Source organism: Sphingomonas sp. LR59 (assembly GCF_036855945.1).
GTDB lineage: Bacteria > Pseudomonadota > Alphaproteobacteria > Sphingomonadales > Sphingomonadaceae > Sphingomonas.
Genome location: NZ_JASPFL010000001.1, coordinates 36,958 through 49,163, shown reverse-complemented (window position 1 = coordinate 49,163; position 12,206 = coordinate 36,958). Strand labels below are relative to the sequence as shown.

The window sequence follows — 12,206 nt, the reverse complement described above, 5'->3', positions numbered from 1 at the left end:
GGTCAAGCACTCCAACCCGACCGCCTCGCCCTTGGTGCGGTCCTCGTATTCGAGCATGCTGATGGTGGTCATCTCGGCTTTTACGCCGCGGCGATCTGAAGGACTGTCACGTCCTAGCGACAACCAAGGGTAGCCGGTGCAGATGGCGACGGGCAAGCCGAGCTCCACCGATGAGGCGTAACCAACGCAACAGGACCTTAACTATCGGCGGTTACCGCACGGAGATCCATTAAAGGGATCTGCGATGAAGCGCTTCTTGTCTTGCCTCGTTCTGTTGGCAATTGCCCAGCCTGCGCAAGCCGGTGGCGATGATGCGCCATACTACGGCCCAATGAAGCGCTGGAACATCATCGGCTTCCAAACCGGCTACAAAGACCGAACCGAAAAAGACGGATCGTGGCGTATTGATGCCGCGGTCCACGGTCGGACTGATGCGATAGACATGGCCCTATACCGAGCTGCAGAGCGTGCGCATGAGCTCGGCTACCGCTACCTCTTCCTCCTAGGTGGTAACGGATCGAAGACGCCTGGCCTGGATATGGCAACGGTCTACGCCCGACCGAGCCGTGATGCTGTGCCGCCGATCGGCTGCCGTTCTAAGAAGGTGACGAGCTGTTACACCGCGGACGTGATCGAAATTATGCGCATCCTCGGTGGCCCGGGAGGATCACAGCCAGGTGTGCCTATATTAGCAGGCCGAGACGAGTTCGGCCGGGATGTGTTTTCGTCAGGGTATGGGACCGGGGGATTACTTCGTTGATTCCAGGCGGCGTGGTGCGCAGCCAGGTGACGACGATCGTCGACGGCAAGTTACGCATTCGGGGTGGCCGCCCTCTGCAAGTTCGGGATGGGTTCGTTCCGGTCGCCGTTCCCACGGCCCCTGCGCAAGTGAAGGCTGAGGCGGTGGCTCCTCCAGCGTTGAAGTATGCACAGCCCGTTGTTCAACACTCCCGCTCCCTCGAAGCGCCGACCAACACACGTTTCCAGCAGGCGCTAAAAGCAGCCCAGCCCGTTCGTGGCCGCGAGCCCAAGCTAGGTTGGACTATCAGCGACTGATAATACCTGAGCCGTCACTGGTGCGGTACTCGGCGGTGCTGTTGGCGGTCTGGAGAAGGTGATGACCGATCACGGTGTCAGCCAAGTCGATGCAAGCTACTACGAAGGCCGGATCAACGAGGGCGGCGTTTTTGTCTCCGTCGATACCAGCGCCGCAGGCATCAGCACGGACGATGCTGCCGATGTTCTTTATCGTTCTGGCGGGCATACCTCGACCCGCACCAAGGTCGCGGTGGCGTAATGTCCGCGCGGAAACTAGCAAAGTCGGGCGCTCCGATGTCGGGGCGCCCCATTTTGCGCTTAACGCGTGCTCTTCCGTGGCCGCCGCCTAACCGAACAAGTCCAGGTATGGCCAATCAGCGAGGAGGCCAGTTTCTTCGGCCCGACTCGACTCTAGTAACAGTCTCGGCAAAGATGCCGGGATGATGATAAATTCTATCGAACCACTCGATGGCGTTCCCCTCCGACTTTACCTCGATCATCGTCAGGGCGATTACCCCGACGCGATTGTGGTCTCCCAAGCAACAATCGCTTTTGTGCAGGGTATCAAAGAGATCGCCTTTCTCTTGGACCCGGCACTAGATTTTCAGGTGGCTCTGCGTCCAAGTACCGAGGGCAGTTATTGGCAAAATACGTATCTGCGAGCGCAAGCCGAATACGCAAAGCGCAAACGCCTCTATCAACTAGCTGCTGCCTCTATCGTGTGGTTCGTACAGCCGCCGCTCGAGCGGATACGAGGCGAGCAGTGGAGGCCTATCCTCGACAAATATCTGCCTGAAGCTACGCCGGCAGAACGTGACGAACAGTCCTCCGCCATCAGTCGTGTGCTTGCGAATAAAGTGGCGGAGAAGGAGCGCCAAGCAGCGTTCAGAGCGCTTGATCGTGACACATCAATCACCGCCGCAGGGGTTAACATCGAGAAGGTTCGCCCGCCGCTGTTGGTCCCACATTCAAAGTTTGCCGCGTTCTCAGGCCGGGAGGAAAACGTAACCAGCGAGCTCGATCGAACGACTACTGGTTCTCTTCATGTTACCCTTGTCAGCCCGGTCCTTGATACCGGCAATAGGCGATGGAAGTTTGCCACCGCTCAAGGTGAGTTCGGGGCAGCGGTAAAGGACAAGGAGTTTCTTGACCGGACCGTCCGCGGCCAAGTTGGCGTTCCAATGCGGGGCGGCATTGAAATGGACATTGTTCTCGAGACCCGCGAGCGTCTTACCGATGGCGTCTGGCAGATCGTCGACCGGAACGTAATTGAGGTAGAGGCGGTCCACTCACCTACGCCGGAACGGCAGGGTTCAATGTTTCCGCAAGACAGCGGCAACGAAGAATCCAGCGGCCAATAAGACGGTCGAGGCGGCGACAATGCCAGCGGCTTCCATGCTGTACGATGCAAGCATGTTGAGCCCAACGATGCCGCCGATGACGACGACAAAGCCAGGAACCCCTTTACGCTTAGCGCTCTGCTGGTTCACCTGTGACATGTGCGATTTAAAACGGTCGCATGCCGAGCCGACGACGTAAAGTAATATGCGCCAGTCTGGACGCTCTCGTCGGCAGCGAACGAACACTCCCGTCGGCCCTCAACTCACGAACATCGCTTCGACGATCGCCTGCATCAGCACCCCGCGCGGCACCGGTACGCTTACCGACGTGTAGCCCTGGTTAGCCGCCCGCCGCGTTCCGTACAGGCCGATCCATTGCCGGCCATGTTGACGCCAGGCACGCTGCAGCGCGGGCACCGGTAGCAAGACGCAGGTTGCGGCCGGCGCGTAGGCATAGGCGATGAAGTCACAGGCCAACGGCTTCTGGACCCACCCCGGCGATCGGCGCGTCTCGTCCGACCAGCGCTCAAGCAGGACGTCGGGCCAGTCCTGGGTCCGGATCTTCTCGTCGACCGTGAACGTCCGCCCGCAGGCCAGCGTCAGCAGCCGATCGATCCCCCCACGTTGCGCCCAGCCGTCATCCGACACCGCGACCGCGGACATGAGCGTCGGGAAAGCACGCCGGTAAATCGGCAACCACCAGTCCGGTCCGTATTCTGCGGATAGGTCGAGGCTTTCTTGGAACCGATGCACACGCATCAGACCCGCCGACCGGGTTCTGCGGGCTACGGGCTGATGCTGTAGCGGCCGGGGTGATACCGGCCGAAGTGCGGTGCTATTCGTATGCCTGCTCCCGTTCGTGGTCGTGATTGTCCTCGTCCTCGTCGCGAAGGTGTTCGAGGTCCGGATCGCCGTCGATGTCATCCATGCGGTCGATCATCTGCATGGTAAGCCTCGCCAGCTCGGCTCGCGGCAGCGACGGGATCGCGGCAAACAGGCGGGACGATGAAGCAAGGTCGTTCGGTCGCAGCCAGGCACGTCGCCTTGATCGTGTCCAAGGGCGAGCGGAGCGGCGGGTCTGGATAGCGGTGGCGGATAGCTGGCCCATCATCATACTTCCTCGTCACAGGGTGGCTGGGGCGTAGGGCGATGCGATACGATGGAGCGGCAGACTTTCGATGCCGTGCTCCGAGGTCTGCGACCCTTCTTCAGGGCGGCGATGAGCTGCGCATCTCCCACCATCTTGCTGCTAAAACTCGTCGTAGTGATGTGCCGAGCCCGACAGTATCGGCGGACCCCAAGGAGCAGGCTGCGAGGCGTGATCATCGTTGTCATGCCATCTCCCCGTTCTGCCGCCGCTCGATGGTAAGCCGCACCGCATCCTGCCGATCCGGATACCCCACCACCTGCGCCATAACGCTGGTCAACTCATCGGCCGGGCATTCCGCGACGACGAGCCATAAGCGCTTGTCGGACGCGAGGGCGTAGCCGCCGCCGATCTGCACTAGGGAGTGAAGCCAGCGCGCCGGGTTGAAGGTGGGAGAGGCCGAAGCCTCTCCCCGTGGCGTGTGGTTCATGCCGCCCTCCGCATCTGGATCTCGTCGGACGCGCCGGCAAGGCTGCCGATGTCCAGCAGGCATTGCGCCTCGCGGACCAGATCGGCCGCCGATTCTTGAGAAAGCTCGTGCCCCTCCGCAGTCACCTGGAGGGCGAGAACCATCTTCGCCAAAAGCGCATCCGACGTCCGCGCCGGCGTCTCTTCAATGCGTTTCTCGATCGCAATCATCGTGGCCAGCAGGCCGTTAATCTGGGCTTCGGTAAGGGCACCATCCTTGTTGATCGTTGCCAAGATCTGGTTGCGATCGTCGAGCCATGCGCGGTGCGGATCGGTGCTGGTGCCAGCAGTTGTCGTAATATCGGGGGTAATGACTGCCTGGGCCATGTCAGCGGCCCTCCTGGCCAAGTAGACGGCTCACGTCAGCCTGGACGGTGCGGAGCAGCGTGTCAGGCTCGGACCCTATCTTTTCAAGATGAGCCAGCTTCGAGGAAAGGTCCGCTAGGCATGACACGGGGAAGCTCTCGATAGCCCGATCGCAGCGCGTAATCGGCTCCCACAACTTGTCTTCTTCGACGCGAAGGAGCTTGGTTTCGCGGCTTGCTTGGGCAAGCGCGCGCTCCCGGCGAAGATGCGCAGCGGTGAACTTCCGAGCGTCGCGGCGCCGAGTCTGCCACGCTTCCCCTTGGTTCTGCCGATCAGCCGCAATGCCTGCGATCCCTCGAGCATAGCCGATGCTCGCCCTGTTCGCGGTTGACCATATGATAGGGTTAGGGGTGAGCCCGGCAAAGGCGGCGTTACTACCTCGACGTGTGGCACTGCTGATGTAGCGGCTACACTCCGGTCAACAGCGGGGTTCCATACCGCCTCATACCATTCGTCTAGGACCGCGTCGGCGGCGTCTCTTTCGGTGAGTAGCTTTGCGAGCTCTGGGGAGACGCTGGGCCCCGCCCCTTCGCTTGGGACGCGAGCGTGATACCCCCGGTGACGACCGATGCGCTGGCCGCGTAGGCCGCTGCGGCGGTGCCGACGCGCAAGAGGTTGCGGCGTGTGGTGATGTTGTCCATGCTCAGGCTCCCTTGCTCAGGAGGCATTTGGCGTGGGCCAGCAGCCTCTTGGCGTTGTCATCATCAAGGCTGCTCAACCCGCCGTCGCACTGGTGATCGAAGAGGCGCACAAACTCGGCCCAAGTCGTCGGGGTCGCGCGATCCGCCACGCGGGCGGCGGCGATCATTGCGTCCATCTCACGTGTGTGCGCCGCCTCGTCGTCGGTCTCGAGGTTCACCGGCAGGGTGTTGAAACGTCGAGCGGCTGCATCGCTTGCGTCCAGTGCCTTACGGAACGCGGTGGAGCCGGTGGACGCGGATACCGCGGCAACAGCCGGGACGATCGCGATGGCAGCGGCGAGGCCGGCGCCTCCCAGAAGGGCGCGGCGGGTGGTTTGCGTCGTCATCGCTCAATGCTCCGTGCTGGAAGCGAGGACGGCGGCGACGGCATCGCTCGCGTTCGGCTGCTCGCACCAGTCGCGGAACGGCTCGTAAGCGTCCGGTCCCTGCTGGTGGTATGCCTGCAATAGGCGTTCGCCTACTTCCATGCGGATCGCCTCCAGTGCCTCGACGCGGTAGCCGGCGAAGGCCGTCCAGCGATCGACCGCGTTGCCGAACCGGCTGCGGTGTTCGAGGATGACGGGTGGAAGCGCAGCACACGAAGCCAGCAGCTTTGCGGCGCGGGGATCTGCAGTCCAGCAGGGCGAGGCAGCGCTTGGGACGAGCGCGAGATGCGGGGTGGCAGCAGCGGACGCGCCGATGCTATAGGCGGGGGTAGCCATAATCGATCTCCTTAGGATCGGTGGTGGTTAAGCCGGGCGGGGAAGGTCCAATTTCCCCGTTCGGCTGCTTATGATCTAATCAGTATCAGTGTTTATACTGGCCTGCAACGGCTAATTGATGCTAAATAGATCACGATGATAACGCCGGATCAGTGCCGCGCTGCTCGCGCGCTTTTGGGTTGGTCCGTCCAGGACCTGGCGTCAGCGGCAAGCTTAGGAACAGCGACGATCAAGCGGCTGGAGGCTGGCCAGGTCATGCAGGCCGCCACGGTGTCCGCTGTTGCGACTGCTATTGTTGATGCTGGCCTCGTTCTCCTTGCTGCTGGTGAGGCCTCGCCGAATGGCGGCGAAGGCGTGCGCCGAGCGAGCAACTGACCGCATCGCGGTTTTCATCTCGCTGGTAAGCTACATGATCCTGTCAAACCGCTACTAGGCTTAGCGATTCCGTAGATCCGCCCGTGACATTTGCGACGTGTTATCACGCTCAATAATATTCGAAGGGGGTGGTTGCGAAAAATCGCCGGCTGCTCGACACTAGTTGGCGAGCGGGAGGTGATCGTGATGGAACAGTTCGGTGTGCTGACTTTCGATGATCGTGGCCCGATCAAGTCATGGGCGCGTCTCAGTGCCATCAACTCGCACAACACGCGTGCAGAACAGGAACTGAACTGCGATCCGACGGAACCACCACCGGCCCATATCTGCGGCACTGGAAGCCTGATCGCGGACGTAAAGCAATCGCTCCGTAAGCACGGCATCGATCCTGCAACGCTCAGGAAGAACGCTTGTATCGCCTACGAGGTCATTCTGACCGCCACCCACAGCTTCTTCGTCGCCGGCGCCGACGCCCAATCACGGTTGGGCCGCTGGATAGCCTCGGCTTATCAGTTCGCATGCAGGCACTGGGGCAAGAACCGCATCGCGTCCATGGTGCTGCACGTCGATGAGCACACACCGCACCTACACGTCGTGCTTGTCCCTCTCGTTGAGAAGATCTTCAAACGCTGGCCACAGCGCGGCAAGACTTGGACATTGAACGGCCGCGTCATCAGTGGACCGGGCGAATACCAGCGCGCACACGACGCCTACGCCGAAGCGATGGCACCGCTCGGCTTGCAGCGCGGTCGATCCGGCGGCGGCGGGAAATATCGACCTTACTTGCAGGAACTGGCTGATCTCGAAAAGGCGAAGGCTGACGCGCTCACCGCCGCAGATGCAGCGGGCAGAGCGGAGCGCGAAGCGAAGCGGCTAGCTGACCAACTGACGGAAGAACTAACACGACAGGAGCGGAGCAGGATGAACATTGATGATCGTGAGGCGCGTGTCAGCGCGGCTGAACAGAAGATCCGGCTCCAAGAGGAGGTTATCCGCCGCGCTCGGGCGGACATCAACACGGCCCGGAGCGCAGTCAGTGGCATTGTAGAAGACGCGGAGATGGACCGCCGTGACGCGGCCATCGCGCGGATCGACACCGATACGGACCGTCTCGAGGCCGCAGCGGAACGGCGAACGGCCGAGCGGGCCATGGATGCGCTGCAAGAGACGATCGAACATGCGATCGCCTTCAGGCTGAGCCTCCGCACCGTGCCCTTGGCCGCTCTACCGTTGGAGGCAATCAATGTGTTGCGGGCCATCAACGGCTTCGAACGTGCTGCTGAACTGACCGACCTTCCAGCAAATGACATGGACGAACTGCCGATCGGTCTTCAGCAGAGGTTTATGGCCATGCGGCGAGGGTCCTGAGACCAACGGCGGAGCGGGGTGGCGTTCTAGACAACCCACCGCGGGAGCCGGCGCTATTGGCAGTCGCCCATTCGGTATTGCCGCCAATATCGATCCCAACGAACTGCCGCGCCAGACGCAATTGCCGCACAAGAGAGCGACCGACCGTCGGGCAACGTGCACCGCGCCACGACACGGCTGTAGCTCTTGCCAGTCGCCTCACATCGGAGCGTTTTCCGTATCACCAGTTGCTCGACGATCTGCTGGCTGCGATTGGCGGCAGCGTTGTCGCAACGATAGTTCACGCGTCGTGGATCCGCCGCGCGGCAAGGTGACGCGCTTTCGAAGTCAGGCGCCTGCACTCCGGCGATCCGCACCTTGGTGCCATTCGAGCACCATAGGGGGCCATCGCCATCGTGAACGCGGGTCACCGTGCACGTGAATGCCGTTGTCGGGGTCACGGCCGATAGGGCCAGCATCACGAGCAGCACCGTCTAGACCGCCATCCAGTCGCTCTCGGCGTCATCGATCGCCGCGAAGGCGTCACCGTCGGCCTGCTGCTTGCGGAGATGCCCACGCACTGCTTCCGGGTCGCCGTTCTTCGGGAATGTCCGATCAGCGCGCGCCGCGTCGGCGATGCCATCAACCCAATCACCTCGGTCCCGCTGTGATAGCAGCCACTTCCCGAACGATGGCTTAGGTTCCTGCTGGTCGTCGTCGTAATTTGCCATGATCGTGTCCTTCGAATCGTTGGCCCGCTCATCGCATCAGATTGATGTTCCCGCAATGTTCTTGCGAATCAATCAGGATCGCGCCTAGCTATGGGCATGCCGCTCGCGGCGACTCGACACTGATGGAGCAACGAAATGCAGCATGATCTGCGGCTGAGAGCGGCTGCGCGCGCCATATATGAGAACGTCTATCCGCCCGCGGATTCCGCCCCATTCAGTTTCGACGAGGCCGAACGATTCGGGACCGTGGAGTATCGGCAAGCGGTGGGCGCCGCTCAGGATGCACGGTCCGTGCTGGCTGCTCGGCACGAGCAGCTCCTTTTCGCCGCAATCCTCTAGGTCATGCCCGTGACCCACCCAGGCCGCCCGGTCGTGGTCCCGCTGAACCGTCGTGATGATGCGCTACGGCTTCACGACGTGCCCTTCGAACTGGTGCCGTGCGAAGTGCCGTTCTTCCTCGTCCACACTCAGGCCGGGTTCCCGTCGCCTGCGCAGGACGACATGCAGGAACCCATCGACTTGGGCGCGTGGCTCGTCGAGCATCCAGCTGCGAGCTACATCATGCGCGTCGATGGCCGATCGATGTCGGGCGCTGGGATCAACGATGGTGATATGATCGTCGTGAACCGTGCCAAGAAGCCGAAAGCCGGTTCGATCGTCGTGGCACTGGTGCACGGTGACCGAACGTTGAAGCGGTTGCGCTACGTGGATGGCCGCCATTGGCTCGTCCCAGAGGCGGAAGGGTTCGCTGACATCCTGGTCGACGAACATGTCGAGATATGGGGCACGGTCGTCGGCGTCGCGCGCAAGATGGCATGAGCCCGCCAATCGCCCTGATCGACTGCAATAACTATTACGTCTCCTGCGAGCGCGCCTTCGACGCCAGCCTGGTCGGAGTCCCGGTCATCGTTTTGTCGAACAACGACGGATGCGCGATCGCACGATCGGCCGAGGCGAAGGCGCTCGGGATCAAGATGGGCGATCCGATTCACCACTTGCGCGACAAGGTGAAGCGGCACGGCATTCAGGTCCGGTCGTCGAACTATGCGCTCTACGGTGACATGCAGCGTCGGGTGATCGCCGCCTGCGAGCCCTTCGCCCGTGACTTCGAGATCTACTCGATCGACGAGACGTTTCTGGATCTGGCGGGGTTCGAGAGCCGTGATCTTATCGCCCACGCGAACGCGATGCGTGCCCAGGTCCAGCTATGGACGACGATCCCGACCTGCGTCGGCATTGCGGAGACGAAGACGCTGGCGAAGCTGGCGAACGCTGTTGCCAAGAAGAACCCGCAGTTCGACGGGGTGGCCGATCTTCGCGACAACGACGTGCGGCGCGATGTCATGCACGCCTTCGCAGTGGGTGACGTGTGGGGCGTCGGTGGTGCGACCGCACGCAAGCTGACCGATCTGGGCATCCACACCGCCGGCGCCCTACGCGACATGCCTATGAAGCAGGCGCGCGCCGTCGGAACGGTTGTCCTTGAGCGGCTGGTTGCCGAGCTGCGCGGCGTCCCGTCCAATGCCGTTGAATCCGTCGAGCCGCGGCGGAAGGGGATGGCCGTCACCCGGTCATTCGGTACGCCCATCTGCGACTTCGAGCGGATGATGGGCGCGCTGTCGCAATACGCGCTGCGGGCTGGCGAGAAGCTGCGATCGCACGGGTTGGTCGCGGCCCGGCTGACCGCGTTCTTCCACACGAACAAGCATAAGCCCGACCGGCCCCAGTACGGCGGGTCGCGTATGGTGACGCTGCATCCGATGACGAACGACAGTCTCGAGCTGGTCGCGGCGGCCAGGCGCGGTGCCGAGAAGGCATGGCGCGACGGCTACGCTTACACGAAGGCGGGCATAATGCTCGACGATCTGCTTCCCGAGGATGAGCGGCCCCGCACACTGTTCGAAGCTGACACGGCCAAGCGGGACCGACTGATGGGGGCGCTCGATGCGATCAACGGCAAGTTCGGCACGTGGACCGCGGTGACGGCGACGCAGGGGTTCAAGCGCGAGTGGAAAATGCGGTCGGAGATGCGCTCGCCGGCGTGGACGACGGACATTGGGCAGGTGCCGACGGTTCGAGCGTAGTCGCGTTCCCTTCAAGCTCACGTCCACGACATGGTGGATCAATGAAGCGAACAGCGATACGCTTTACCGCAGCGGTCCGGGGGCGGGCGCCAACGAGGGTGGGCTATGAAGAAACTCGCATCGCTAATGGGCCGATCGTTTCTCCTCGTCGCGGTAATCTACTTCTTCACCGTTACTACATCAGCGATCATTTTCGAGATTGCCGAGGGTAAGTATGACGCGGTCGACTCATTCTGGTGGGCGTTCACCACCGCGACGACCACGGGCTATGGCGACATCTACCCCGTCACGAAGACCGGTCGGGCCGTAGCGCTCTTCCTCATGCACTTCGGTCCAGGCTTCGCTTTCCCCATGATGACGGCAATCATGTCGGCCAAGCTGATCGTAGACAGTGACGCATTCACCCACGGTGAGCAGGAGCAGCTGAAGGAAGACATCGCGGCGATCCGGGGAATGATAACTTCCACCAAAGACGGGAGCTTTGCCGCTGCAGCCCGACTTGAGGCCGACATGCGGCGCTACCTACACGATGAGGAGCCGACCCGTCGCGCCCAATGCCTTGATGAGTTCCGGCAGCGGCTGGCGCTGACACCTTGGGCGGAAGCTGAACAACATTCAGACGGCGGTAGATGAGACGAATTTTCCAAAGGGAGGTGACAACGTAACGGGACCTGGACGACGAAACACGGCGTTAAAGTACGAAACTTAGAAATGAGATCGCATGCCCCACGCCAGTAATATCGTTTTCTGCGACGGACCCGACAGCCCCCACGCGTTCGACGTCGTGCCGCTTCAGCCACGCAACGGCAGCCTCGATGCGATGTGTCCGGTCTGCAAAGGCCGCGGGCAGTGGAATACCGAGATCGATCTCGTCAGCTTCCGATGCAAGCGAACGGCATGCGATCGGTGCCACGGTGCCGGCTGGGTGGAAACCGGTACCGATCCGATCGGCCTGCCCGACATTGAAGTTTCGCCGGACGGGTATCCCCGTTGGACGATCCGCTTCGAGCCCAGCGACACGGAGGTGAAGGTCGACCCGGCCCAGCCTGGTCTGGCTAAAACCTGAGCCGGCCGAAGTTGACCGTGCTTAGATCAGCCGAGGCGTCACCGTGCGCGTCGGGAACACCGGCCCCCGCACCGTCATTCGGTCGGCCGAATATGGCCGCTGCAACGACAGGACGTCGTCATAGCTACCGGTCAGCCACCGCTCGTGATCGTCCGGTCGCAGGATCGTGATCATCGCCTTGGGGTGGATCGGCGCCACCAGTTCGTTCGCGTCGCAAGTGACCATCGCGAAGTAGCGCTGTTCGCCGACCTGCCGCCAGAAACCTGCGATCGCGAACACGGGCTGGTCGGTCACCCCGAACCACATCTCCCCCTTGATCGGCTTCTTGCCGTCGCCGAGGTCGGTGGGCTCGAGCGCCCATTCGCAGAACTCCGTCAGCGGGATCAGGCAGCGGTTGGCTGGATCAGTGACCAGCGACCGCCATTGCGGGAGATGAAGCGTGCGGACGTTCGTCTGCGCAACCTTGCGGCCGGCCTGTTTCGCCTGCCCCGCCAGGACGTCCCATTCCATAACGTCGAGCCCGCGGCGGTCACCTTCGTTCCGCACGACATATGCCCGACCGAACGGGCGCAGCTCCTTCGGATCGAACCGATTGTCCATCGGCTTGTCGGCAAGCCATTCGGCACCGAACCGTTCGGCGATGGTCTCCGGCTCGCCGTCGAACCGGGCGCGATTACACATTATAGATTCACCCGACCAACGAAGGCGCCGACCGCGATCACGGCGACAATGATCGCCCAACCCTCCCAGGTCCGCGGTGTCCAGCCGATGCCCACGACTTTGGGCTGAAACCATTCTCGGGGGTGGTTCATCACGGCTCCATATGAAGGGCGTTCCTCAAT

At 62.1% G+C, this 12,206-nt stretch carries 15 protein-coding genes and 1 pseudogene; 8 read left to right on the top strand and 8 right to left on the bottom strand.

Translation table 11 applies throughout. The features are described from left to right. Window positions 1-244: 244 nt before the first annotated feature. The 3 genes from QP164_RS00260 (at window position 245) to QP164_RS00250 (ending at window position 2,399) form a co-directional block, all read left to right on the top strand. Complete coding sequence (locus QP164_RS00260) at window positions 245-760, top strand: hypothetical protein (RefSeq protein ID WP_333921735.1); 516 nt, start codon at window positions 245-247, stop codon at window positions 758-760. A gap of 357 nt (window positions 761-1,117) precedes the next feature. After that, window positions 1,118-1,297 carry a hypothetical protein gene (locus tag QP164_RS00255; protein ID WP_333921734.1) on the top strand — a complete coding sequence of 60 codons (180 nt, stop codon included), beginning with the start codon at window positions 1,118-1,120 and terminating at the stop codon, window positions 1,295-1,297. A 181-nt stretch (window positions 1,298-1,478) separates the two neighbouring features. Further along, window positions 1,479-2,399, top strand: a complete 921-nt coding sequence (locus tag QP164_RS00250) for a hypothetical protein (protein ID WP_333921733.1) — start codon at window positions 1,479-1,481, stop codon at window positions 2,397-2,399. A 237-nt stretch (window positions 2,400-2,636) separates the two neighbouring features. Here QP164_RS00250 and QP164_RS00245 read toward each other — a convergent pair whose 3' ends face one another. From QP164_RS00245 to QP164_RS00220, 6 genes are all read right to left on the bottom strand, one after another. Next, window positions 2,637-3,074 (bottom strand): hypothetical protein, encoded by a 438-nt coding sequence (locus QP164_RS00245; protein ID WP_333921732.1) that lies wholly within the window; start codon window positions 3,072-3,074, stop codon window positions 2,637-2,639. A gap of 139 nt (window positions 3,075-3,213) precedes the next feature. Further along, window positions 3,214-3,492, bottom strand: coding sequence for a hypothetical protein (locus QP164_RS00240; protein ID WP_333921731.1), 279 nt, complete (start codon window positions 3,490-3,492; stop codon window positions 3,214-3,216). A gap of 217 nt (window positions 3,493-3,709) precedes the next feature. Beyond that, window positions 3,710-3,955, bottom strand: coding sequence for a hypothetical protein (locus QP164_RS00235; RefSeq protein ID WP_333921730.1), 246 nt, complete (start codon window positions 3,953-3,955; stop codon window positions 3,710-3,712). Next, window positions 3,952-4,320 carry a hypothetical protein gene (locus QP164_RS00230; protein WP_333921729.1) on the bottom strand — a complete coding sequence of 123 codons (369 nt, stop codon included), beginning with the start codon at window positions 4,318-4,320 and terminating at the stop codon, window positions 3,952-3,954. Before QP164_RS00230 ends, QP164_RS00235 begins: the two co-directional genes overlap by 4 nt. 682 nt (window positions 4,321-5,002) lie before the next feature. After that, the gene (locus QP164_RS00225) at window positions 5,003-5,386 is read right to left on the bottom strand and encodes a hypothetical protein (RefSeq protein ID WP_333921728.1); all 384 of its coding nucleotides are present in this window, start codon (window positions 5,384-5,386) and stop codon (window positions 5,003-5,005) included. Between the two features lie 3 nt (window positions 5,387-5,389). Further along, window positions 5,390-5,761 (bottom strand): hypothetical protein, encoded by a 372-nt coding sequence (locus QP164_RS00220; RefSeq protein ID WP_333921727.1) that lies wholly within the window; start codon window positions 5,759-5,761, stop codon window positions 5,390-5,392. A gap of 507 nt (window positions 5,762-6,268) precedes the next feature. Between QP164_RS00220 and mobV the strand changes: the two genes are divergently transcribed. Continuing rightward, entirely contained in the window at window positions 6,269-7,504 is a 1,236-nt protein-coding gene (gene mobV, locus QP164_RS00215) for a MobV family relaxase (protein WP_333921726.1), read from the top strand. A 473-nt stretch (window positions 7,505-7,977) separates the two neighbouring features. On the opposite strand, the gene QP164_RS00210 is transcribed toward mobV, so the two are convergent. Next, window positions 7,978-8,214 (bottom strand): hypothetical protein, encoded by a 237-nt coding sequence (locus QP164_RS00210; RefSeq protein WP_333921725.1) that lies wholly within the window; start codon window positions 8,212-8,214, stop codon window positions 7,978-7,980. Between the two features lie 348 nt (window positions 8,215-8,562). On the opposite strand from QP164_RS00210, the gene QP164_RS00205 reads away from it, so the two are divergent. From QP164_RS00205 to QP164_RS00190, 4 genes and pseudogenes are all read left to right on the top strand, one after another. After that, complete coding sequence (locus QP164_RS00205; protein WP_333921724.1) at window positions 8,563-9,033, top strand: LexA family protein; 471 nt, start codon at window positions 8,563-8,565, stop codon at window positions 9,031-9,033. After that, entirely contained in the window at window positions 9,030-10,298 is a 1,269-nt protein-coding gene (locus QP164_RS00200) for a Y-family DNA polymerase (protein WP_333921723.1), read from the top strand. Before QP164_RS00205 ends, QP164_RS00200 begins: the two co-directional genes overlap by 4 nt. Before the next feature lie 99 nt (window positions 10,299-10,397). After that, window positions 10,398-10,931 (top strand): annotated as a pseudogene (locus QP164_RS00195) (ion channel); the annotation flags it as partial. Between the two features lie 88 nt (window positions 10,932-11,019). Next, window positions 11,020-11,364, top strand: coding sequence for a hypothetical protein (locus QP164_RS00190; protein WP_333921722.1), 345 nt, complete (start codon window positions 11,020-11,022; stop codon window positions 11,362-11,364). A gap of 21 nt (window positions 11,365-11,385) precedes the next feature. On the opposite strand, the gene QP164_RS00185 is transcribed toward QP164_RS00190, so the two are convergent. Beyond that, window positions 11,386-12,045, bottom strand: coding sequence for an SOS response-associated peptidase family protein (locus QP164_RS00185; RefSeq protein ID WP_333921721.1), 660 nt, complete (start codon window positions 12,043-12,045; stop codon window positions 11,386-11,388). Window positions 12,046-12,206: the final 161 nt, after the last annotated feature.